The 25,248-nt window shown below is 32.0% G+C and carries 21 protein-coding genes, 1 tRNA gene and 1 riboswitch; of the genes, 12 read left to right on the top strand and 10 right to left on the bottom strand.

From position 1 onward, the window contains the following. Positions 1-164: 164 nt before the first annotated feature. The 5 genes from OYT91_RS11240 to rimP form a co-directional block, all read right to left on the bottom strand. A complete protein-coding gene (locus OYT91_RS11240; protein WP_269221711.1) occupies positions 165-386 on the bottom strand; it encodes a hypothetical protein in 222 nt (73 codons plus the stop codon). A 173-nt stretch (positions 387-559) separates the two neighbouring features. Further along, positions 560-802: a hypothetical protein gene (locus tag OYT91_RS11245; protein ID WP_269221710.1), complete on the bottom strand. Its 243-nt coding sequence runs from the start codon at positions 800-802 to the stop codon at positions 560-562. A 292-nt stretch (positions 803-1,094) separates the two neighbouring features. Next, positions 1,095-3,992, bottom strand: a complete 2,898-nt coding sequence (gene infB / locus OYT91_RS11250; RefSeq protein ID WP_269221709.1) for a translation initiation factor IF-2 — start codon at positions 3,990-3,992, stop codon at positions 1,095-1,097. A gap of 90 nt (positions 3,993-4,082) precedes the next feature. Then, complete coding sequence (gene nusA / locus OYT91_RS11255; RefSeq protein ID WP_281238031.1) at positions 4,083-5,336, bottom strand: transcription termination factor NusA; 1,254 nt, start codon at positions 5,334-5,336, stop codon at positions 4,083-4,085. Between the two features lie 13 nt (positions 5,337-5,349). After that, the gene (gene rimP, locus OYT91_RS11260; RefSeq protein ID WP_281238032.1) at positions 5,350-5,814 is read right to left on the bottom strand and encodes a ribosome assembly cofactor RimP; all 465 of its coding nucleotides are present in this window, start codon (positions 5,812-5,814) and stop codon (positions 5,350-5,352) included. 173 nt (positions 5,815-5,987) lie between these two features. Here rimP and OYT91_RS11265 point away from each other — a divergent pair, with 173 nt between their 5' ends. Then, positions 5,988-6,812 (top strand): universal stress protein, encoded by an 825-nt coding sequence (locus tag OYT91_RS11265; protein ID WP_281238033.1) that lies wholly within the window; start codon positions 5,988-5,990, stop codon positions 6,810-6,812. Positions 6,813-6,920: 108 nt separating this feature from the next. Here the strand turns inward: OYT91_RS11265 and OYT91_RS11270 are convergent. After that, a tRNA-Gln gene (locus OYT91_RS11270) sits at positions 6,921-6,991 on the bottom strand. A 263-nt stretch (positions 6,992-7,254) separates the two neighbouring features. On the opposite strand from OYT91_RS11270, the gene OYT91_RS11275 reads away from it, so the two are divergent. Next, positions 7,255-10,530, top strand: a complete 3,276-nt coding sequence (locus tag OYT91_RS11275) for a glycosyltransferase family 117 protein (protein ID WP_281238034.1) — start codon at positions 7,255-7,257, stop codon at positions 10,528-10,530. Positions 10,531-10,698: 168 nt separating this feature from the next. Further along, the gene (locus OYT91_RS11280; RefSeq protein WP_281238035.1) at positions 10,699-11,352 is read left to right on the top strand and encodes a polysaccharide deacetylase family protein; all 654 of its coding nucleotides are present in this window, start codon (positions 10,699-10,701) and stop codon (positions 11,350-11,352) included. Positions 11,353-11,368: 16 nt separating this feature from the next. Here OYT91_RS11280 and OYT91_RS11285 read toward each other — a convergent pair whose 3' ends face one another. Next, positions 11,369-11,665 (bottom strand): thioredoxin family protein, encoded by a 297-nt coding sequence (locus OYT91_RS11285; RefSeq protein ID WP_269221707.1) that lies wholly within the window; start codon positions 11,663-11,665, stop codon positions 11,369-11,371. Between the two features lie 72 nt (positions 11,666-11,737). Further along, positions 11,738-12,973, bottom strand: a complete 1,236-nt coding sequence (locus OYT91_RS11290; protein WP_281238036.1) for a metallophosphoesterase — start codon at positions 12,971-12,973, stop codon at positions 11,738-11,740. A gap of 204 nt (positions 12,974-13,177) precedes the next feature. Here OYT91_RS11290 and polA point away from each other — a divergent pair, with 204 nt between their 5' ends. Then, positions 13,178-16,039, top strand: coding sequence for a DNA polymerase I (gene polA, locus OYT91_RS11295; RefSeq protein WP_281238037.1), 2,862 nt, complete (start codon positions 13,178-13,180; stop codon positions 16,037-16,039). 91 nt (positions 16,040-16,130) lie between these two features. Here polA and OYT91_RS11300 read toward each other — a convergent pair whose 3' ends face one another. Then, entirely contained in the window at positions 16,131-17,150 is a 1,020-nt protein-coding gene (locus tag OYT91_RS11300; RefSeq protein WP_281238038.1) for a LacI family DNA-binding transcriptional regulator, read from the bottom strand. 349 nt (positions 17,151-17,499) lie between these two features. Here OYT91_RS11300 and rplM point away from each other — a divergent pair, with 349 nt between their 5' ends. From rplM to tsf, 4 genes are all read left to right on the top strand, one after another. Next, positions 17,500-17,955, top strand: coding sequence for a 50S ribosomal protein L13 (rplM, locus tag OYT91_RS11305; RefSeq protein ID WP_111409710.1), 456 nt, complete (start codon positions 17,500-17,502; stop codon positions 17,953-17,955). Further along, on the top strand, positions 17,955-18,341 hold the full coding sequence (gene rpsI / locus OYT91_RS11310; RefSeq protein ID WP_281238039.1) for a 30S ribosomal protein S9: 387 nt from the start codon (positions 17,955-17,957) through the stop codon (positions 18,339-18,341). The genes rplM and rpsI overlap by 1 nt, the downstream gene beginning before the upstream one ends. Positions 18,342-18,583: 242 nt before the next feature. Further along, positions 18,584-19,378, top strand: a complete 795-nt coding sequence (gene rpsB / locus OYT91_RS11315; RefSeq protein ID WP_269221705.1) for a 30S ribosomal protein S2 — start codon at positions 18,584-18,586, stop codon at positions 19,376-19,378. A 136-nt stretch (positions 19,379-19,514) separates the two neighbouring features. Further along, the gene (gene tsf, locus OYT91_RS11320; RefSeq protein WP_281238040.1) at positions 19,515-20,339 is read left to right on the top strand and encodes a translation elongation factor Ts; all 825 of its coding nucleotides are present in this window, start codon (positions 19,515-19,517) and stop codon (positions 20,337-20,339) included. Between the two features lie 369 nt (positions 20,340-20,708). Here the strand turns inward: tsf and OYT91_RS11325 are convergent, their stop codons facing one another. Beyond that, entirely contained in the window at positions 20,709-21,950 is a 1,242-nt protein-coding gene (locus OYT91_RS11325) for an MFS transporter (RefSeq protein WP_269221703.1), read from the bottom strand. A gap of 236 nt (positions 21,951-22,186) precedes the next feature. On the opposite strand from OYT91_RS11325, the gene OYT91_RS11330 reads away from it, so the two are divergent. The 4 genes from OYT91_RS11330 to thiS all read left to right on the top strand — a co-directional run bounded on the left by OYT91_RS11330 (position 22,187) and on the right by thiS (position 25,191). Beyond that, complete coding sequence (locus OYT91_RS11330) at positions 22,187-23,245, top strand: Ppx/GppA phosphatase family protein (protein WP_281238041.1); 1,059 nt, start codon at positions 22,187-22,189, stop codon at positions 23,243-23,245. Between the two features lie 259 nt (positions 23,246-23,504). Continuing rightward, positions 23,505-24,182 carry a hypothetical protein gene (locus OYT91_RS11335; protein ID WP_269221701.1) on the top strand — a complete coding sequence of 226 codons (678 nt, stop codon included), beginning with the start codon at positions 23,505-23,507 and terminating at the stop codon, positions 24,180-24,182. After that, a complete protein-coding gene (locus OYT91_RS11340; protein ID WP_281238042.1) occupies positions 24,182-24,754 on the top strand; it encodes a DNA-3-methyladenine glycosylase I in 573 nt (190 codons plus the stop codon). The genes OYT91_RS11335 and OYT91_RS11340 overlap by 1 nt, the downstream gene beginning before the upstream one ends. A 71-nt stretch (positions 24,755-24,825) precedes the next feature. Continuing rightward, positions 24,826-24,921, top strand: a riboswitch (TPP riboswitch). A 63-nt stretch (positions 24,922-24,984) separates the two neighbouring features. Continuing rightward, entirely contained in the window at positions 24,985-25,191 is a 207-nt protein-coding gene (thiS, locus tag OYT91_RS11345; RefSeq protein ID WP_281238043.1) for a sulfur carrier protein ThiS, read from the top strand. The last annotated feature ends 57 nt before the right edge of the window (positions 25,192-25,248 follow it).

Raw genomic sequence — 25,248 nt, forward strand, 5'->3', positions numbered from 1 at the left:
TCCTACAAAATTCTAATAACAAATCTGAATTAGGAGAAAGCAAATTAACCATAAAACTATTCATTAAAAAACAGGAGAACCCGTAAATCTATCTATTAACAACTTCAACTTTGATACGGTAGCATCAGGAAACAAATACAACACACTTAAACCAAAAGCCTCCCTTAGTTCTGTAAATCGATAGTATTAGATTGCATTTCGTCAATAAAATAATAATCCCCCATCACCTCAGTTTTAGCATAGACCTTAACATTATAATAACGAAACAAATTGATGTAGAAACTTTTTCCATCATTAAATCCATAAAAAGTATTTCCTACTTTACCAGACCTATTATTTAAAAGACGATATTTATATTGATATTTTGTGATGGTGAAATTTTCCATATCTACACAATTTCAAATAAAAACATCTATATAATTTAAATAAACGCCTACTGTATTTAATGGTGCCGAATTATCATCAATTTTTGATTATCATTAAAAACAATCTTTAAATCAACATTTGAATATGAATTTAGGTAAGCTGTAATACATTCATTCATGCCTTGAATCAATCTTTATTCGTGACCACTTTTGACATCGATTGCATTGCCTTTTACAACAGAAAAATAGTTGCCTAAAATATAATCAATACCCTCTACTTTTACTATAGAATCAAAAACAACAGTTGCATAACCACTTTCCATTTTAAAATCTGTATGTTCAGTATTATAAAATTCATTTACTGTAATAGACAAAGCTGTCTTACCAGATTCTATTGGAAAACAAATATCAAAATAATTTCGAAGTTCTTCAGACAAAGGTTATACTACAAAAGCTATAACTTTTATTTAAAAAAAAAATATTTTTGAACAGATCCTATATAACTATTTTTTTTCAATCGTACACTTTTTCAATAAAAAAAATGACTTTCATTTTTCTTATTGGCACTATTTTCTAAAGAAATAAAATACCGAGTTTCATTTTGCGCAATGGAAACCAAAGAACAAAACATGATAAAAAACAAAAATTTATTTATCATAGTGAAACTTAGTTATGCTAAAATAAAAAATCCCAACGAATTGGGATTTTTTAGAACTAATTTATTGTATTTTATTTCAATTTCTTTTTGATGGCAACTTCATGGTAGGCTTCAATAACATCTCTTTCTTCGATATCATTATACCCTTTTATTTGAATACCACAATCGTAACCTTTGGCAACTTCTTTTACATCATCTTTAAAACGTTTCAATGCAAGAAGCTCTCCAGTAAACACAACAACCCCATCTCTAATGATTCTGATTTTTGCATTTTTGGCAATTTTACCATCCATAACCATACATCCCGCAATAGAACCTACCTTAGAAATTTTGAATATTTCTCTAATTTCAGCAGTTCCAAGAACTTCTTCTTTCATCTCAGGAGCTAACATTCCTTCCATAGCATCTTTCAAGTCATCGATAGCCGCATAAATGATAGAATAGTAACGGATATCAATTTCTTCTTTATCGGCAAGTTGTCTAGCATTTCCAGCTGGACGAACATTAAATCCGATAATAATTGCATCTGAAGCAGAAGCCAACATAACATCTGTTTCTGTAATAGCACCAACTCCTTTGTGTATAATATTGATTTGAATTTCTTCAGTAGATAATTTAGAGAACGAATCAGATAATGCTTCAACAGAACCATCAACGTCACCCTTAAGAATTATGTTCAACTCTTTAAATTGACCCAATGCAATTCTACGTCCAATCTCATCTAATGTAATATGACGTTGTGTACGAACTGATTGCTCACGCATCAATTGAGAACGTTTAGCTGCAATTTGCTTCGCTTCTTTTTCGTCTTCAAAAATATTAAATTTATCTCCAGCAGTAGCTGCACCGTCAAGACCTAAAACAGAAACCGGAGTAGAAGGACCTGCAATAGTCACAACATTACCTCTTTCATCATGCATGGCTTTAATTTTACCATGGTGTTTACCAGCCAACATGTAGTCACCAATTTTCAGAGTACCATGTTGAACTAATATCGTAGAAACGTATCCTTTTCCTTTATCCAAGAAAGCTTCAACTACTGTACCTTGAGCTGCTTTATTTGGATTTGATTTTAAATCTAAAATTTCAGCTTCTAATAAAACTTTTTCTAATAATTCTTTAACTCCAGTACCTACTTTTGCAGAGATATCATGAGACTGAATTTTTCCACCCCAATCTTCTACTAATAAATTCATTCCTGCTAATCTTTCTTTTACTTTTTCAGGATTAGCATTTGGTTTATCTATTTTATTAATGGCAAAAATAATAGGAACTCCTGCAGCTTGAGCATGAGAAATAGCCTCTTTGGTTTGTGGCATAATATCATCATCCGCAGCAATTACAATAATTGCAATATCAGTCACTTGAGCACCACGAGCACGCATCGCAGTAAAGGCTTCGTGACCAGGAGTATCTAAAAATGCTATTTTTTGTCCATTATCTAAAGTCACACCGTATGCACCAATATGTTGTGTAATTCCACCAGATTCACCAGCAATGACGTTTTCTTTACGAATATAATCCAGCAAAGATGTTTTACCGTGATCGACGTGACCCATAACAGTAACGATTGGAGCTCTGAAAACTAAATCTTCTTCTTTATCTTCAACAACTTGAATTGCTTCTTCGATATCTACAGTAATAAACTCAACTTCATAACCGAACTCATCAGCCACAATTGTTAAAGTTTCTGCATCAAGTCGTTGATTTTGTGTAACCATTATACCAAGGGACATACAAGTTCCAATTACTTTTGTAATTGGCACATCCATCATAATCGCAATTTCACCAACAGTAACAAATTCAGTAACTTTTATCGTTTTACTTCCTTCGTCTAAAGCTCTTTGCTCATCATCCGATTTTTGACGGTGAGTATCTCTTTTATCTCTTCTGTATTTCGCTGCTTTAGATTTACCCCCTTTACCTTGAAGTTTTTCCAAAGTTTCACGAATTTGGTTTTTAACTTCCTCTTCTGTAGGCTCAACTTTGGCAACAATTGCAGGTCTATTTCCTTTTACAAATCCAGGTCTAGCACTTCTGTTTGCATTAAAACCACCTCCAGTATTTGGTGTAATTTTATTTGGATTTGGCGCACCTGGAACAGCAGGTGGTCTTGGCGCACCAGGTTTTGGAGCAATTCTTTTTCGTTTATTCTTATTCGCATTATTTGCACCAGCAGCTCCAGGAGCACCAGGTTTATTAGGCGTTATTTTTGGATCTTCCTTTTTCTTTTTGGGCTTATTAAATTGAGACAAATCAATCACTTGACCAGTTAAAGTAGCCCCAGAAAGTTTTTGATATTGAGTAGTAATTGTTTCTTCTACAGGAGCTTCATTTACAATTGGCTCTTCTTTTTTCTCAACTTGAGCGACTTTCTTATCTGTATTCTTTACCTCGTTGAATTTTGTTTTTTCTTTTATTTCTTTTGAATCAGAAGAAACAATTTCTTTTTTAACCTTTTCAACAGGCAATTCGATTTTTTCAATCTTTTTAACAGCTTCTACTTTAACCTCCTCTTTCGGAGATGGTTTTACTTCGGGAATTACTTCCGCTGGAGTAATTACTTTTTCAGCAACAATTGGAGCTGGAGCAGCAGTTTTTTTCGGATTTAGATCAATTCTACCAACCTGAACAGGACCAGATAAAACAGCTTTGGCTTTAATAACCTCTTGTTGTTTTAAACGTTCCTCTTCTAATTTACGTTTATCTTCTACTTCTTTTTCACGTTCTACACGTAAAGCTTCTTTCTCTTTCCTTTTTTCTTCTCCTACTTCTTTTGAAGCTTCCTTATTCCCCTTGTCGCCTGCAAACTGACTTTGTAGGATATTAAACTCCTGTTCAGAAATTTTTGTGTTTGGGTTTGATTCAATAGCAATACCCTTATCTTTTAGATAATCCACAGCTCTTTCTAACGAAATATTTAATTCCCTTAAAACCTTGTTTATTCTAATAATTCTCTCTTCAGACATAAAACCTTTTTATTTTTACCTTATTCGTTGTCCTACTTTTACCTTATGATAAAAATAGGAATTTATTTTACATGAAGAATTAATAGCGTGTTAACTATCAAACTCTTCACTTAATATTCTCATTACATCTAAAATCGTTTCCTCTTCTAGGTCCGTTCTTCTAACTAAATCTTCCACATCATGTTTTAAAATACTTTTTGCAGTATCCAAACCTATTTTTGCAAATTCTTCAATTACCCACTCTTCTATTTCGTCTGAGAATTCTGTTAATTCAACATCATCATCATCAGATATAGAACCTGCAACATCGCCTTCGCGAATAACATCTAATTCATAACCAGTCAACAAACCAGCTAAACGAATATTATGTCCTCCTCTACCAATTGCTTTTGAAACTTCTTCTAATTTCAAAAATACTTCAGCTCTTTTGGTTTCTTCATTAATTTTGATAGAAGAAACTTTAGCAGGACTCAAAGCCCTTGTAATATATAATTGAATATTACTTGTATAATTAATTACATCTATATTTTCATTTCCTAATTCACGAACAATACCATGAATACGAGAACCTTTCATACCTACACATGCACCCACTGGATCAATACGATCATCATAAGAATCCACAGCTACTTTAGCTTTCTCACCTGGAATTCTAACAACGTTTTTAACCATTATTAAACCGTCAAAAACTTCAGGAATTTCTTGTTCAAATAATTTTTCCAAGAACTTATCTGAAGTTCTAGACATAATAATTTGAGGTTTATTCCCTTTTAACTCTACACTTTCAATTATACCACGAACATTATCTCCTTTTCTAAAAAAATCAGAAGGTATTTGTTTTTCTTTAGGCAATATTATTTCATTCCCTTCATCATCTACCAAAATTACTACTCGAGGACGTACATGATGTACTTCGGCAGTATAAATATCACCAATTATATCTTTAAATTGTTTGTAAAGATTAGTATTGTCGTGTTCATGTATTTTTGAAATTAAATTTTGTCTTAAAGCCAAAATCGCTCTTCTTCCCAAATCAATTAGTTTAACTTCCTCAGAAACCTCTTCTCCAATTTCAAAATCGGCTTCAATCTTTCTAGCTTCAGTTAATGTAATTTCTTCATTTTCAAAATCCAAATCCTCGTCAGCAACGATTACTCTTCTTCTCCAAATCTCCATATCTCCTTTATCAGGATTTATAATGATATCGAAATTATCATCCGAACCGTATTTTTTTTTCAATGCATTTCTAAATACATCTTCCAAAATTGCCATAAGCGTTACACGATCAATAAGTTTATCATCTTTAAACTCTGAGAATGAATCGATTAATGCTAAATTTTCCATGCGAATTCTTTAATTAAAATGTTACTGTAACAATTGCTTCTTTAATATCTGAGTAAGGAATTTGTAGTTCTTTTTGAACAGTTTCTTTTCCTTTTCCAATTTTTTTAGGTTCTCTAGCTTTCCAAGACAAAATTATAAAAAGATCATTAGCTTCAACTAATTCTGCTTCAATATTTTCTGTATTGGTCTTTACAATTAAAGTTCTTCCAATATTTTTTTTATACTGTCTTACCAATTTCAAAGGAGATCCAACTCCTACTGAAGCGACTTCCAACGAAAAATCTTGTTCTTCCCTATCAAGATTCTCTTCAACTGCTCTACTTAAATCTATACAATCTTGTAAAACCACGCCTTCATCTCCATCAATGCCAATTATAATTTTATAAGAATCTGTAATAGTCAAATCTATTAAAAATACAGCTGGTTTATCTTGAAGAGCTTCTTCTACTACTTGCTTAACTTTTTCTTTAAATGTCATATCTTTATAAAAAGAGGGGACATTAGTCCCCTCATTATTTAAGTTTTAATAAATAACGGTGCAAATATAGTGTTTTTTTATAAATCAAAAAAAATTGAATGCTATTAAAAAAAATTATATCTTTAAACTATCAAATTAAAGCTAGTTTTTCTGGCAAATTAAACCAACCTACCATGAAAAGAATACTTATCCCAACTGATTTTTCTAAATATGCTGATGAAGCTATAGAAGTTGGCGCACAAATTGCAAAAAAAAATGACTGTGAAATTATCTTAATTCACATGTTGGAATTACCAGGCCAAATGAATGATGCCATAAAAGGCGAAACCAGCATTCCTGAAGTTATGCTTTTCAAACGCAAAGCAGAAGAAATATTAAAAAGCATCAAAAATCGCCCCTATCTATCTGGAATTCAAATAACAGAAATAGTAAGACTTGACGGGGCATATAATGGAATAAACAATTACATCAAACAGAACAGCGTCGATTTAATTGTTATGGGATCCCACGGAGCATCAGGTATCAATGAAATTTTCATTGGATCCAATACTGAAAAAGTAGTACGACAATCCGAAATACCAGTACTAGTAATTAAAAATAAAATCGAAAACTTTAATGTCAAAAACATCATTTTTGCTTCCGACTTTTCAAAAGAGATTAAAAAACCTTTTCAGAAAGTTCTTGATTTCGCCAAATTATTTGGATCAAAATTAAATTTGGTAATGATTTGCACCCCAAACAGCTTTAAAAGCACTTCGGCAGCAAAAAAAATCATTACAGAGTTCATTACTGATTTTGACATGCCTGAATATTCATTTGAAACCTATAACGAAAGTAACATAGAAAGAGGAATAATAAATTATTCAAACGAAAAAGATGCTGATTTAATAGCATTTTGCACTCACGGTAGAACAGCTCTCAACCACTTCTTTACTGGTAGTATCTCGGAAGACTTAGTAAACCATGCTACAAAACCCGTATTAACATTTAGAATATAAAAACCAAAACAAACAAAGCCTTTCAGAAATCCCGAAAGGCTTTGTCATTTTACAAAAAACATGAAAAAAATCCATAAAAAAAAGCCTCTCGTAAAGAGAGGCTTTATGTTGGTCTACAAGGACTCGAACCTTGAAAGACTGCACCAAAAACAGTTGTGTTACCATTACACCATAGACCAGTAAACTTGCTGACATTTCTGCTAAGCGAGTGCAAATTTAAAACAAATTCCAAGCTGTGCAAACTTTTTTTGCCTTTTTCTTTAAAAAAAATTGAAAAAAAATTCAATTCAAAAAAAATACTTCTTTAAACATTTGAATTACAAAGCTTTCAGCAAATCAATAATTTTACATAAAATTATAAAAAATGGAACTCAAGTTTAAAAAAAAAAACATTTTCTTTGTATCACTTTTAAAAACATATAAAAAAACAGAAGACTAGTATATGACATCATTCAATTTCAATAAATGGAATACCATTACAGGTTGGTTTGCCTTTTCAATCGCTCTTATAACTTATACACTTACTGTTGAACCCACTATGAGTTTTTGGGACTGTGGTGAATATATAGCTACAGCAGCTAAACTTGAAGTAGGCCATCCCCCTGGAGCACCCCTTTTCCAAATGATAGGTGCATTTTTTGCCATGTTTGCCATAGACAAAGAACACATCGCCTTAATGGTGAATATGACTTCTGTTTTTTCGAGTGCCTTTACTATATTATTTATGTTTTGGTCTTCGACGATGATTCTAAAAAAAATTATTGGACAATATTCAGAAATCACTACAAACAATTCAATAGTGATTTTGGGTAGTTCTCTCGTTGGATCATTAGCTTACACTTTTTCAGACAGCTTTTGGTACAATGCTGTAGAAGCTGAAGTTTACGCTATGGCAACTTTATTAATAGCGTTACTATTATGGCTGGGATTACGCTGGGAACAAGAAATGAATACACCTAGAGGAGATAGATGGCTTTTATTAATTTCTTTGGTAGTTGGATTATCTTTTGGAGTACACTTTATGTCTCTATTAACCATTCCTGCTATTGGTTTTTTATATTTTTTTAAAAACTACAAGGTTGTAACCGTAAAAAACTTCCTGATTGCAAATGTAGTTGTGGTATCCGTTTTGCTTTTTATATTCAAATTATTACTCCCGTTAACAATGGCTTTCTTTGGTAAAACCGAAGTTTTCATGGTAAATTCAATGGGACTACCATTTAATTCAGGAACTATATTTGTCACACTACTTCTTATCGCCTTTTTCTATTTTGGATTAAAAATCACCCAAAAAAAAGGACTAGTGCATTACAATACACTTCTGCTATGCGTTCTTTTTATATTAATTGGCTTCTCAACATGGCTAATGTTACCAATTCGAGCCAATGCAAATACAGTAATCAATGAAAATAAACCGTCCGATGCAGCAGAGGTACTTGCCTATTACAACAGAGAACAATATGGTGTAAATCCCTTGTTTTATGGACCTCAATACACAGAGGCTTTTGTTGGACTTGATGCTAACAATCCATATTTAGACAAAGCTCCTAACTACGAAAGAGATTATAAAACAGGAAAATATGTAATTGTAAATAATTATATAAAAGCTGAACAAAATAGTGACGACAACCAAAAAACTATTTTACCAAGAATGTGGAGTACAGATCATATTGAAAACTATATGAATTTTACCAATCCACCTGCTTTTAGAATGAATCCCGACTATCCTTACGAAGATGATTTAGCAAAATACGGATTAGATCCTAGCAAACTTAGTGAAGAAGATTACAACAAAGCTATAGCACAATTAAAAAATGAAACCGAAAAAACCATTGCCGAGTTTAGACAAGCTTATGCTCAAAAACAAATCGACAATGAAGGTTATGTTTCTTTTCTAAAACATTATGGAGATTATTTAATCATTGAAAAACCTACAACAGCAGATAATTTCAGCTTCATGTTTGAATACCAATTTGGTTATATGTATTGGAGGTATTTAATGTGGAATTTTGTTGGAAGACAAAATGACGAACAAGGGAAATACGATTATTTGGATGGAAATTGGATAAGTGGAATTCCATTTTTAGACAATCTTCATGTTGCCTCACAAGATAATTTACCTGCTGATGTTTTGAACAACAAAGGAAGAAATGTTTATTTTTTCTTACCTTTTATACTCGGCCTTATAGGAATTATGTATCATGCCAGTAAAGACCGAAAAAGTTTTTATGTCCTGCTTGCTCTTTTCCTTTTCTTGGGTATTGCATTAAAAATATACTTAAACGAAAGACCATTTGAACCACGCGAAAGAGACTATGCCTTAGTAGGATCATTTTATGTATTTGCAATTTGGATTGGATTTGGAGTATATGCTCTTTATGAAAGTGCACAAAAATACCTTGCTCCTAAAATTGCAGGCCCAATAATTATTGCAGCCACTTTATTAGCCGCTCCAGTTCTTATGGCTTATCAAAACTGGGACGATCACGACCGTTCTGGAAAATACACGGCTACAGCAATGGCAAAAGCTTATTTAGAATCATGCGATCCCAATGCTATTTTATTCACAATTGGCGATAATGACACCTTTCCGTTATGGTACGCACAAGAAATAGAAGGCGTACGAACTGACATTAAAATTGTCAATACCAGTTTATTTATGACCGATTGGTATATCGACCAAATGAAAAGAAAAGCATATCAATCAGAGGGGCTACCAATATCTTTTACACATGACGAATATGTAGGAGACAAACTGGATTATGTCGCACATATTCCTAAAACAGAAAGTCGTTGGGACATAAAAGATTATATAGCGTTTATAAAGAATCCTAAATCAACAGTTGAAATGCAAAATGGACAAACCATCCATTTCTATCCAACTAATAAACTCAGAATTCCTGTAGATAAAGCTGCAATAATAAAAAACAAAGTAGTTGATCCAAAACTTAATGATTCTATTGTTCCTTATATTGACATTGAAATAAAAGGAAGTGCGATCTATAAAAATAGGTTGATGATGTTGGAAATTATTAAAAACAATAATTGGAAAAGACCCATCTATTTTAGCGGAGGAGCATTTGCCGAAGAAGATTATTTATGGATGAAGGAATATCTTCAATTAGAAGGTATGGTTTACAAACTAGTACCAATTAGAACTCCCTTATCTGAAGAATCAGGCCAAATGGACATGGGAAGAATTGACACCGAAAACATGTATTCTAAAGTAATGAAATGGGATTGGGGCAATAGCGAAAGTGATAAAATTTATCATGACCCTGAAACCCGAAGAGAGAGTTTGACTTACAGAATGAATCTTTCTCGATTGATGAATGAATTGATTGCCGAAGGAAAAATTGATAAAGCAAGAAACATTATTGAACTTGCGATGACAAAAATGCCATTGGATAAATTTGGTTATTACTCATTAGTAGAACCATTTGCAAAAGGCTATTATGATGTTGGTGAAAAAGCAAAAGCTCATGATTTATTAGATAAATTAATGGCAAAATACAAAGACAACCTTAATTATTATGCCAAAATAGCTCCTTCAGAACAATCTAATGTAGAAATTGAAATCATAACTGATTTAGAGCGATACAGAGGATTACTAATTGTGATGAAAGACAGCAAAGACATGGACTATTACAATTCGAGTAAGAAAACTTTTAATACCTACATTGAAATATTTGCTCGTTTCGGTCGTAAAAAAGAATAACTGGAATACCTAATTATCTAAAAATGTAGTGCTATAAAATTGCACTACATTTTTTGTATAAAAAACATTGATTTGAAGTATTTAGTTCTAAAAAAGCCATGCGAACACAATACTTTTTTTGAAGACAAGACCATTACCGAATTCCTATAATTAAAATAGTTTCAAAAAATGAGATTATACTGGATCAAAACAAATTCATTTATAAAAAACATATTTTCAAATTACATTTGGAATATCCCAAATACGGGGAATAAAATCTACCTTACCTTTGACGATGGTCCAACTCCAAAGATTACGGAATGGGTTTTAGAAGAATTAAAAAAGTATAATGCAAAAGCCACTTTTTTCTGCATTGGAAAAAACATTGTAAGCCATCCCGATTTATTTAACAACATAATTAATGAAGGGCACACTCTAGGAAACCACACCTTCAATCACTTAAATGGATGGAATACAGAAACAACAAATTACATTGAGAATGTGGCTTTATGTGAGTCATCACTTTTAAATCAAAAATCAAAAGAACAAAAGACAAACACAAAATTTTTCCGTCCGCCTTATGGCAAAATAAAAAAGTCGCAATCTAAAAAATTACGACAATTAGGCTATAAAATAATTATGTGGGATGTTCTAAGTGCCGATTTTGATCAAACCATATCACCTGAAAAATGTTTAGAGAATGTATTACAAAATGCAGTATCAGGAAGTGTAATTGTTTTTCACGACAGTGTTAAAGCTTTTATAAACTTAGAATATGCTCTTCCTAGAACATTACAAATTTTAAAAGAAAAAGGATTTAAATTTGATACATTACCTTATTAATAGTAATAGTTTAAAACTAGATTTGTTCTTGAACTAAACCTATTAAAGTATTCGCATCTAATTCACCTGATTGTCTCCAGATCATCATACCTTCCTTATAAATCATTAAGGTAGGCAGACCTTTAATACGCAAAGCATCAGCTAATTCTTGATTTTTATCAACGTCAATCTTTATAACTTTAACCTTGTCACCAAGAGCAGCTGCTACATCTTTTATTACAGGATGCATTGACACTGAAGATTCGTTCCAATCTGTGTAAAAATCAATTAACACAGGAACTTGAGTATTTATAAGTTCTCCAAATTTTGACATAAAACCAAAATGTTTAATTTCTATTACTTTCGAAAAGAGATATTATGTTGCAAATTTAGCATTTTAAACCAACTATGCTAATTTTTTACCCTTTATTAGTTGAATTACTGTAATTTCAGGCATAATTCCAACTCTTCCTGGATAAGCATGAAAACCAAAACCTCTATTTACATATACATACCTACCTAAATTTTCATATAATCCAGCCCATTGTTTGTAGACGTATTGCGCCAAACTCCATTTAAAATATCCCGGAATTTCTATCCCAAATTGCATTCCATGCGTATGACCAGATAAAGTTAAATGAAAATGTTTTTCATCATGTTGAATCACTTCATCCCAATGACTTGGATCATGACTCATTAAAATTTTAAAATCTTGTTTCGTTAAATTTTGAGCTGCTTTCTTTAAATCACCAGCTTGTTTGAAATTTTTACCCCAATTTTCAACTCCAACCAAAGCGATTTTATCATTCCCTTTTTCAATAAAAGTATGCTCATTCAATAATAAAGTAAAACCTATTTGACCATACAAATTCTTAATAGCATCAAAGTTCTCTTCTTTATCAATTTGTGTTGACCAAGTCACATATTCACCGTAATCGTGATTACCGAGCACTGAATACTTTCCAAACTCATGTTTTTTGATTCTATTAAAAGTTTCAATCCAAGGGTGCATTTCCTTCGCATGTGTATTCACGATATCACCAGTAAATAAAATCAAATCTGAATTTTGAGCATTAACCAAATCAATGGCGTAATTAATCTTATCTGGATCATCAAAACTACCACTATGTACATCTGATATTTGAGTAATCGTAAACCCATCAAAAGCATCTGGTAAATCTGGAAAATGAATGGCTTGTTTGATAACTTTATAATTGTATCTCCCTTCAAATATCCCATATATTAAAGATAGAAAAGGAACCGCAGCCAACCCTAAACCAACTTGACTAACAAATTTACGTCTAGAAGGCAAAAAATCATTATTACTATTATTGTCGATAAAATAGTTGATTGAACCTGCGGCCAAACGAAATACATCTTCGCCAAGAAGCACAACCGTCATAACAATTTTTGGTATATAAACCACAAGTAACAATCCCATTGTGAACATAGTTTGCTGAGTTTGCCCAACCGAACGATCAAATTGTGTGAAGGAATAAAGTATAAATACAAAAAGTAAAAGGCTTATTATTTGATACGAAATCAACATCCATCGCAACTTGATTAAAGTTTTAACAGCTTGAAAAGCATAAAGTTCAATAATAAAAAGAACAGCCCCAATAAGTAATAAACGTAAACCCATTATTTTTTAAAATTTTACACAAAGTAACAACTAATGAAAACGTTAAGGATTTATATTATCAAAATTTTAACTTTGGATTAACAATCTCATCTTTAAAGTTTAAATAGCTAACAAATGATTAGTTGTCGAAATGAAATTAGAAATTTCAGCAACAAATTCATTTTTAAAACTCAATTGCCTATTTTTACAGACTAAATTTTTTATATGTCTGCTCAAAAACGCCTTTACCTTCTTGATGCTTATGCATTAATATTTCGTGGTTATTTTGCCTTTATAAAAAACCCAAGAATCAATTCTAAAGGAATGGATACTTCGGCCATTATGGGTTTTATGAATGCCTTAATGGATGTCATAAAACGAGACAAACCCGATCATTTGGCCGTTGCTTTTGACAAAGGCGGAAGTACCTACCGATACGAAATGTATCAAGAATACAAAGCACATCGTGATGAAACTCCCGAAGCCATCAAGATTGCGGTTCCATATATTCAAGAATTATTAAAGGCCATGCACATTCCTATTATTGAAGTTCCCGGTTTTGAAGCCGATGATTTGATAGGAACCATTGCAAAACAGGCCGAAAAACAGAACTATCAAGTTTTTATGGTAACACCTGACAAGGATTTTGCCCAATTGGTTTCCGAAAACATATTTATGTACAAACCCGCACGAATGGGAAATGGAATCGAAATTTGGGGAATACCAGAAGTGTTGGAAAAATTTGAAATCACCAATCCTTTGCAAGTAATTGATTATCTGGGAATGATGGGCGACGCCGCCGATAATATTCCAGGATTACCCGGAGTAGGCGAAAAAACAGCAAAGAAATTCTTGGCAGAATATGGCTCTATGGAAAATCTTTTGGCCAACACCCATCAATTAAAAGGAGCTATAAAAGACAAAATTGAAGCCAATGCCGAATTGGGTATTTTGTCTAAAAAATTGGCCACTATCCTACTCGATTGCCCAGTGACATTTAATGAGGCTGACTACGAATTATCAAAACCCGATGTTGAAAAAACTGACGCGTTATTCCAAGAATTGGAATTTCGTCAAATGAAAGCGCAGTTTGACAAATATTTTGGAACTGGAAAAGAATACGACGAAATTGACACAAATGGCAACGGTAATACTGTCGAGAGTGAAAAAATAGTCAAAAAAACTCCAGCAAAAAAATCCAACGAAGACCAATTTGACTTATTTGGATTTTCGGATGAAGAAAGCAACGAAGCGCACTCTAATTCACATTATGCAACTTTAGAAAATACGGAACATTTTTACCAAATTATTCAAGGAGATTTTGCAGTGAAATTACTTTTGCAAAACTTAATGAACCAAACCTCAGTTTGTTTTGACACCGAAACTACTGGAATCGATGCCTTAAATGCCGAATTGGTTGGAATGTCATTTTCTTTTGAAAAAGGAAAGGCCTTTTATGTTCCGTTTCCGGAAAATCAGGAAGAAGCGCAAGTTTTGGCAGACAAGTTCAAACCTTTTTTCGAAAGTGAAACGATTGAGAAAATTGGTCAAAACATCAAATACGATTTAAAAATCCTTTCTCATTATGGTATTCAAATAAAAGGAAAGCTATTTGACACAATGATTGCGCATTATTTAATCAATCCCGATATGCGTCATAATATGGATGTTCTGTCGGAAACCTATTTAAAATATTCTCCAAAATCGATTGAAGATTTGATTGGTAAAAAAGGGAAGAACCAAAAATCGATGCGCGAGGTGGCATTGGAAGAAATTAAAGAATACGCCGCCGAAGATGCTGATATTACTTTTCAATTGAAACAAAATTTCAGTCCGATTCTAGACAAAGCAGAAACAAAGAAACTGTTTGACGAAATTGAAATTCCGTTAGTTCCTGTTTTGGCAGCGATGGAATTGGAAGGAATCAATCTTGACGTTCCTTTTTTAAAATCGATGTCGGTTGAAATGGCCGTTGAAAGTAACGCATTGGAACAAAAAATTTATGAAACCGCAGGAGAAAAATTCAATTTAGCCTCACCAAAACAGTTAGGAGATGTTTTATTCGACAAATTAAAAATTGGCGGAGCAAAGCAAAAGAAAACCAAAACCGGTCAATATGCTACTGGAGAAGAAATCCTAAGTTATTTGGCCAATGACAACGAAATTGTTCGTGATATTCTCGAATGGCGACAAATGGTAAAATTGCAAAGCACATATATTGATGCATTACCGAACCAAGTTGATAAAAAGACAGGCAGAGTCCACACCGATTATATGCAAACGGTAGCAGCAACTGGGCGTTTGAGTTCTAATAACCCAAATTTACAAAACATTCCCGTCCGAACCGAAAGAGGACGATTGATTCGAAAAGCCTTTATTCCTCGTGACGAAAATTACACCTTAGTATCTGCGGATTATTCTCAAATAGAATTACGAATTATCGCCGCATTGTCTGGCGAAGAGAACATGATTAAAGCATTCAAAAACCATGAAGACATTCATAGAAGTACGGCTGCAAAAGTATTCAACATACCTCTGGAAGAAGTAACCAAAGAGCAACGTAGCAACGCCAAAACGGTAAATTTCGGAATTATATATGGGGTTTCGGCATTTGGATTGAGCAATCAAACATCACTTTCGCGAAAAGAAAGTGCTGAATTAATCGATGCCTATTATGCAACCTATCCAAAACTAAAATCGTACATGTCCAATCAAGTTGATTTTGCAAGAGAACACGGCTATGTACAAACGGTTTTAGGAAGAAGACGTTATTTGAAAGATATTAACTCTGCCAATATGATGGTCAAAAGTGGTGCCGAACGTAATGCTGTAAACGCACCAATACAAGGGAGTGCAGCCGATATAATCAAAATTGCAATGATTAACATCCATAAAAAACTAATTTCTGAAAATTGGAAGAGTAAAATGTTATTGCAGGTTCATGATGAACTTGTGTTTGATGTACACAATTCTGAATTAGAAAAAATTCAACCTATAATCAAATACGAAATGGAAAACGCTTTTATTATGGACGTTCCATTAGATGTTGAAATAGGTTTAGGAAAAAATTGGTTAGAAGCGCATTAAAAAAACACAGAATCGAGTTTGCTCATTTATATAAAACACTACAGCCGTAAAATAAAAAAAAGCCATTCAAAAATTCTGAATGGCTTTATTATTATTTAGTAGACTCTCTTTCCTTTAATTTTGTTTTAATAATAACCGTTTCATAAGGTTTGTGTTCTTCTTTTGATTCTAATCTATCAATTAACAATTTAACAGCTACTTCGCCAATTTCAATACCGTGTTGACTGACAGTAGTTAAACTTGGAGACAAACGTCTTGAAGCAAGAATACCATCTGCAAAACCAATTATTTTAAGATCTTTCGGGATTTTATACCCTTTTTTGACACCTGTTTTCAATGCACCTACTGAATCATTTTCATCTAAGGCAAAAACTCCATCAACAAGATTATTAGTATACAAGTCATTTATCTTTTCAATAAGATCTATTTCGGTATCCGTACGAATGATAATATTTTCATTTACTTCAATATTATTATTACTCAAAGCTATTAGATATCCTTCGGCTCTTAATTTACCCACACTTAAATTATCCACAGAAGAAATTAAAGCAATGTTTTTACATCCTAAATCAATTAGATTTTGAGTTGCATTAAGACCAGAGTCAAAATCATCAACTATAACTTTATCGCATTCTACTTCATCTGAAGTTCTATCAAACATAACAATTGGAGTTCCATCATTGATAATTTCTTTAAAATGATTGTACTCATGTAATTTTTGTGCTTCTTCAGAAATAGACAAAACAAAACCATCAATAGTACCATTACTTAACATCTCCAAAGTATGTGCTTCTTTTTCAATGGATTCATTTGAAATACACATAATAACGTTATACCCTTTTTCGTCGGCAGCTTTTTCAATACCACTAAAAACTTTAGCAAAAAATGAATTTAAAATATTAGGGATAATTACACCTATAGTTTTTGTTTTACGGTTTTTAAGATTTAAACCAATAACATTAGGTTTGTAGTTTTTAAGTTTGGCATACTCCTTTATTCTGATTTTTGTTTGTTCACTAATCTCTGGACTGTCATTAAGCGCCTTAGAAACAGTCGATACCGAAACATTAAGTTCTTTTGCAATTTGTTTTAATGTAGCTTTTGCTTTCATTGGATAATGGTATTTAGTACTTTTGAAGGTTCTTTAAAATAAATAAAAAGATAATGGATTAAACAAAAAATGCTTATTTTTTAATGATAATATAAAATTTTATAAGCATTTAAAAGAATAAAAGGGAAAATTACAAAAAATATATTAAATCAGAAAAATAAATTAAGCTTATTATTTAAAAAAACAAATCTCAAACTAAATACAAAACTACACATTTGAAATATACATTTGATTATCAGTATAAATCCATTAAAAAAATAATCAAATAAGCTATTTGTATTTAAAATAATTAATTGTACTTTTGCAACCCCTTTATTGGGGATGGAATGTTTAATTAAAATATATTATTGTGAACGCATTAAGCTACAAGACAATTTCAACAACAAAAGCCAATTCTACAAAAGAATGGATTGTTGTAGATGCTGACGGTCATAACTTAGGTCGTCTTGCTTCAAAAGTCGCTATGATTTTAAGAGGTAAGTACAAACCAAGTTATACGCCACACGTGGACTGTGGAGATAACGTAATTGTTATCAACTCAGAAAAAATCAACCTTACAGGTAACAAAATGGATGAAAAAACATACATCCGTCACACTGGTTACCCTGGAGGACAAAGAACTTTAACTGCTAAAGTATTGCAATCAAAAAATCCTGCATTACTAGTTGAGAAAGCTGTAAAAGGAATGTTACCTAAAAACAAATTAGGAGCTGAACTTTTTAGAAATTTAAATGTTGTTGTAGGATCTGAGCACAAACAAGGAGCTCAAAAACCTAGAACTGTTAACCTAAACGATCTTAAGTAATGGGAGTTATTCACAAAATCGGTAGAAGAAAAACCGCTGTTGCACGTGTGTATGTTTCTGAAGGAACAGGAGTTATCGTTGTAAACAAAAAACCATTCGCAACTTATTTCCCAACTGCTACTTTACAGTACAAAGTTATGCAACCAATGTCTATGACAGAAAATGCATCTAACTTTGACGTAAAAGTAAACGTTTATGGAGGTGGTTCAACTGGACAAGCAGAAGCTGTTAGAATGGCATTAGCACGCGTAATGTGTGAAGTAAATGCTGAAAACAGAGCAATCTTGAAACCAGAAGGTTTATTAACTAGAGATCCAAGAATGGTTGAACGTAAAAAATTCGGTCAGAAGAAAGCTCGTAAGAGATTCCAATTCTCTAAACGTTAATATTGCCCGTCTTGTGCAATATGTACAAGACATTCTAGAATGTATTAAAAATTTTAAAACAATGTTGTTGTTGTCCAACCGAGGTTGGAAATTAGTTTAGCATCTAAATGAAGCCGAATTAAAAGATTGAAAAATTAAAAGATTAAAAGAAACCACAACTTAATCTTTAAATCATTAAATATTTTAATTTTTAAATTATTACGGAACATTGCTAATCAACAGAACGTAAACTAGTACAAAAAATGTCAAACAAAGTAGAAGTAAAAGAATTACTAGAAGCAGGTGTTCATTTTGGACACATGACTAGAAAATGGGATCCAAACATGGCTCCTTACATTTATATGGAGCGTAATGGTATTCACATTATCAATCTATATAAAACTGCAGCAAAAATCGAAGAAGCAAATGATGCTTTGAAAAAAATTGCTGCTTCAGGTAGAAAAATATTATTTGTTGCTACCAAAAAACAAGCAAAAGACATCGTTGCTGATAAAGCAAAAGCTGCAAACATGCCTTACATCACTGAAAGATGGCCTGGTGGAATGCTAACTAACTTCGTAACTATCCGTAAAGCTGTTAAAAAAATGGCTACTATTGATAAAATGAAGAAAGATGGTACATTCATGACCCTTTCTAAAAAAGAGCGTTTGCAAGTTGATCGTCTTCGTGCTAAACTAGAGAAAAACTTAGGTTCAATCGCAGATATGTCTAGACTTCCTGCAGCATTGTTCGTAGTAGATATCAAAGCGGAACACATCGCAATAAAAGAAGCTCAAAAATTAAACATTCCAGTTTTTGCAATGGTTGATACTAATTCTGATCCACGTGAAGTAGATTATGTTATCCCTGCAAATGATGATGCTTCTAAATCAATTGATAAAATTTTATCTTTAGTAACTGCTTCAATTATCGATGGTCTTGCAAACAGAACATCTGACAAAGAAACAGATGCTACTGAAGTTGTTGCCGAAACTGAAGCTCCTGTAGCTGAAGTTCCTGCAGTTGAAGCTCCTGTAGCTCCAGCAACTGAAGAATAAATCAAATTTTAAATTCCAATTTTAAATTCCAAATTCCATAAAAAATTAGAAACATTATGTTGATAATTTAATAAAATTGGAATTTGGGATTTAAAAATTGGAATTTTTACTTTTATAACATTAAACACATTATATTATGGCAACAATTACTGCTGCAGACGTAAATAAATTAAGAACAATCACTGGTGCAGGTATGATGGACTGCAAAAAAGCTTTGGTTGAAGCAGACGGAGATTTTGATTTAGCTATCGAAAACTTACGTAAAAAAGGACAAAAAGTAGCCGCTAACCGTTCTGATAGAGAATCTACAGAAGGTGCTGCAATTGCTGTTGTTAATGCAGACAAAACTGCTGGAGTTGTTATCACATTAAACTGTGAAACTGACTTCGTAGGGATGAATGAAAACTTTGTTAAAATGGCTACTGAAATGGCTAATTTAGCATTGAACTACAACACAAAAGAAGAATTCTTAGCTGCTGATTTCAACGGAATCACTGTTGCTGAAAAATTAATCGAACAAACTGGAGTTATTGGTGAAAAATTAGAAATCAGAACTTTCGAGAAATTAGAAGGTGCTTTTATCGGTTCTTACATTCACTCTGGAAACAAAATCGCTACTTTGGTAGCTTTATCTGCAAACATTGCAGGAACTGACGAAGTTGCAAGAAACATCGCTATGCAAGCTGCAGCTATGTCTCCTATTGCTTTGGACGAACATGGAGTAGATGCTGACACTATCGCTAAAGAAATCGAAATTGCTAAAGATGTTTTACGTCAAGAAGGTAAACCAGAAGCAATGTTAGACAATATTGCTAAAGGAAAATTAGCTCGTTTCTTTAAAGACAACACTTTAGTTAACCAAGACTACATTAAAGACAATAAATTAAGTGTTGCTGCTTATGCTAAATCTTTAGACAAAGATCTTACTGTAACTGGCTTCAAGAGAGCTGCTTTAGGATAATCAAATTAAGAGTAAAGATTTTGTTTTTTATAAAATCTAACTTTATAAAATCCCATTTTGTTTGTTAACAAAATGGGTTTTTTTTTTAATTTGAAGTTTTACCATTTTTATAATAAAATCAAATCAATACTTCTTCGTAAATTAAAAAATTAAAGAATTAATTCAGTTTTACACAACGGATAAAAAAGCAATAAACAGTAAATCAAATAAGGACTTTTTTATACTTTGACAAAGTAAATCAAGAAATGAATTCTGTCAAAAAACAATTCCAATTAACGATAAACCATTTTACAACATTAGTTTTTCATATAAAAAAAGTGGATAATCATAAGAATATCCACTTTTTTAGCAATGCTTTATTTAGAAATATTATTCGTCAAGAAAAATAGCATCAACTTTTCTATCATTATTATTTAATTCTTCCTTCTCAACCATATGGAACAATTTAAATACCAGCAAAGAACCTGCTACACCTAATCCAGCCATAAATAACCAGTTTGTCTCATACCCATATACTTGAATTATCTCCATACCAGATTTAGCACTTAGAATATGAGCAAAACTATAACTCATAGTAAATGCAGCCATATACTTTCCTTCATGAGATTCGTACGATCTTCCCATTGCAAAAGAGTTTGCAAAAGGAAAAGTTAACATTACTCCAAATGTCATAAATAGCATCATTGGTATCAATGCACCCTCCCAAGGAAACAATAAGAGTAAAAAGCTAGTTGACATAAACAATAACCCAATAAAAATAACTCTGTGGTTGTTTATTTTATTTCTAATTACATAATTTACTATTGGAAGTTCAAAAAGCAAAATAAGCAATCCATTTAAACTTAAAAGCAATCCACTATCAAACTCAGACATATTAAATCTTTCCTTGTGATACAAAGGCAATGTTGTGAAAATTTGAAAAAACAAAATCCCCGTAATCATACATATCAACAAATGCAACATAAAAGGATGATCTCTTCTTATAGAAACTTTTTTAGGAGCACTATTACTTGCTTTTAACTTAACAGGTAAAGCCTTTTCCTTAACAAAAAGCATAAACACAATTATAGCTAAAATACAGGTTGCGCCATCAACATAAAATATATATCCATACCCCATTTGCATAATTATCAATCCTCCTAATACAGGTCCAAAAAGAAATCCTAAGTTAACAGCCGCACGAGTTAACGCAAAAGCACGAGCCCTATTTTCCTTTTTGGTATAAGTTTTTAGACAGACCAACATAGCAGGTCGAAACATATCAGCAATACTAGTCAGTACAAGTATACCTATACAAAGCTCTTCGAAAGTAGTTGCATATTGCAACAAAATAAAAACTATTCCGCTAGCAAATAAACTAAAAACCATCACCTTATAAAAGCCGATTTTGTCTGATAATTTACCACTAAGCCACGTCCCAATTATTGAACCAACTCCAAAGAAAACCATCACCCAGCCAATTTGACTATAACTGAATTGCAAATTTTCCTTCATGTACTTTGAGAGAAAGGGAACAACCATAGTTCCAGCTCTATTGATAAAAGTAATTAACGTAAGTATCCAAATTTCTTTTGGAAAATCTTTAAAATTGTTTAGGTATTTTTTTATCATAATTTAATTTTTTTGGGGCAAAAAATTTATTCATTTTGGCAAAAATAGATTTTTTTTTCAATCCTCCAACAATCAATAAGTTAAAAATACAAAACAATTTAAAAACAAATAATTAACAATTTGAAAACGAGCTAAACTTTTAATAAAAAAAACTTAAATAAAAAAACAATAAATAAAAGGAAATCATGGATTTTTAATTTAGATTTGCAAATGTCAAAACCCCAAAAACTTATAATATGAAAGAGAAATTACACTACTTAATTGTCTGCCTAATACTCTCCTATTCTGCTCAGGCACAACTATATGGTGGAATAGAAATAGGAAGTAAAGGAATAAAAATGACTGTTCTTGATGTAGAAAGTATCAAAAAAAACACTTACGATGTAAAGGAATTTTGGACTGAAAACGTTGGAATAGCCGCTGGTATTTCACAAGATGGTACCCTTTTTAAAGAAGATATTGAAAAAGCAGGAACTGTAGTTTATAACAATTACAAAAAAATGCTTAGCGAATACAAAATTGAAGATAAAAACATTTTCATTGTAGCCTCATCAGGAGTAGGTCTAGCTACTAATACAGCAGAATTAGTAGACAAAATCAAATCTTTAACTAATAAAAAAATAGAAATAATCTCCTCATCACTAGAAGCAAAATTGCTTTTAAGAGGTTGTATCCCTCCTAAAAATTATTTAAACTCAGTTATTATTGATATCGGAGGAGGAAACACTAAAGGAGGATATGCTAAAGACATTAATGGTTCCTCTGTATTTTTCCCAATATCTTGTGACTATGGAACAGTTACATTAACTGAGCTTATCAACAAAAAATGCAAACAAAAAACAGTTTTTGAATTTAGTGAAGTCTTATTCGATTACTTACCTACAGTAAGAGAGAGCTTTAAAAAAATGTATTCTAGTAGAGCTGAATCACAAGAAAAAAGCAATGTATACATTTCTGGAGGTGCTGCATGGGCATTTTACACACTTTCTACAGGAATTAAAGCAGAAGAAAATTTCACTCAAGTTCAGTATGATGACATCTTAAGCATTAGAGCAACCGCTGAAAACAGTTTCCAGAGATTTGAAGCTAATGGTAGAGAAAACGTAGAAATCCAAAGAGTATTAAACACTTACCAACGCAAGTATTTAATAGCCGCTTTTAATCTACTTGAAACCTCACTAGAAGTCCTTCCAAACATACAAAGTAAAAAAATATATTTTGCTAAACAAGGTCAAATTGCTTGGTTAGTGAGTTATGTATTTGATAATGCTAAAGGAGTTAAACAAGTCTTTTAAACTTACTAATAATATAATTTTTACATAAAATCCCATTCTTTTTATAGAATGGGATTTTTTTTACCAACTAATTTGATTTAATAAACTACACAACATAACTTTATTTTTGAAAGACTAAATTCTCATTATATCCAAATTATATTTCTTATAATCCAAAAAAAATAAAATTCTCAGATTTATAATATTTACAAATTCATCCCATTTAAATTTAAAAATAAATTAAATTTGAAATAAAATTCCAAACTACAAAACTATTATCATGTTGCAAATTAAAACAATTGTCTTTTTTATAATTTTGGCAGTACTTGTTAGTTGCGGACAAAATAATCTTGAAGAAAAAAATCAAAAAACAACTAGAATAACCAAAATCAAAAATTTGGCATTCGATAGTGTTTTTTCGGAGAAAAGAGACACTTTAAATAATTATGCAACAACAACTTCAAAAGAGAACGATATACAAAATAAAAAATATAAAAGCACAAAAAACGACAACTTAAAAACAAAAATAACAACACCACCTTCTCACCCTATCCATACTCACATAAACCCTATAAGCAAAAAAGAGGAAATGACATCGGAAACTCCAATTAGAAACTTATTAAAAAATGGAGAAGTTGGAAAAACCTATAATAAAAAAGAACTCATAGAAAACTTTAAATTCACAAAAGAAGCCGTTACCATAATAAAACAGATAACTTATCTAGGACCAAATAAATTACATTTCAAATGGGGTTCCACTTGGTTTATTGAAAAAGTTTCTGATGCAAAACTGCGAAATGGTACCATGACTTTTGTATTCAAACAAAATAAAACTTACATTTCTGGGGATGCCTTAGGCATCAAATACAACAAAAAAGTATTTACCGATTTAATCCTTGTAAATGGCGCTGCTTACATCCCCTCAGTTAAAGGGTACCACTGGGAAATAAAAAAATAATGAAAACACAACGTAAAAGATGCAGTTGGTGCACTTCCAGCGAATTATATCAAAAATACCATGACGAAGAATGGGGAGTCCCTGTATATGATGACAAAACCCTTTTCGAATTTTTAATTCTAGAAACCTTTCAAGCTGGATTGAGTTGGATTACCATTCTTAACAAAAGAGAAAATTTCAGAGCAGCTTTTGATGCATTTGATTATATAAAAATTGCAAACTATACCGAACCTAAAATACAAGATTTACTACAAGATCCGGGTATTATTCGCAACCAATTAAAAATACGTTCCGCTGTTTCAAATGCCATTTCCTTTATAAAAATTCAAGAAGAATTTGGCAGTTTCTCAAAGTACATTTGGGATTTTGTAGATGGAAAACCCATTATAAACAACCGCAAAAACATAAGTGAAGTACAAGCTACAACTCCCCTATCTGATGCAATAAGCAAAGATTTAAAAAAACGCGGATTTAAGTTTGTCGGCTCAACCGTTATTTATGCTCACATGCAAGCTACAGGCATGGTCAACGATCATACAGAAGATTGCTGGAAAGCACCTCAACATCAATAAGAAGAGTTACAGTTGTAACAACTTTTAACTTCCAAACGATTAAACTTTCAAACTTTTTTACATACATTTGTTTCCAACTTTAGGGGTGTCTACAATTGTAGGCTGAGATTTTACCCTCTGAACCTGATCTAGTTCATACTAGCGTAGGGAAAAGTAAGATGACTTCCGTGTACTATTACGTACCGTTTTGGCCATTCCTAAAGTATAATATATACTAAATCTTAAAAGGAATGGAGCTTAAAATCAACAATCAAAACAAACAATTCTCACTTGAAAGTCTAACTATTCAAGCACTTCTCGATTTGGAGATTCCCGAAAAACAAAACGGAATCGCCGTAGCCATCAACAATACCGTCATTCCAAAAACCAATTGGAATTCACACCAAATCAACGAAATCGACGATATACTTATTATTTCCGCTACACAAGGTGGATAAAAAATAACACCCTCTTGGTTAATAAAAACCATTAGGGCGTGCCACCATTAAGAAAAA

This window comes from Flavobacterium praedii, assembly GCF_026810365.1.
GTDB classification, from domain to species: Bacteria; Bacteroidota; Bacteroidia; order Flavobacteriales; family Flavobacteriaceae; genus Flavobacterium; species Flavobacterium praedii.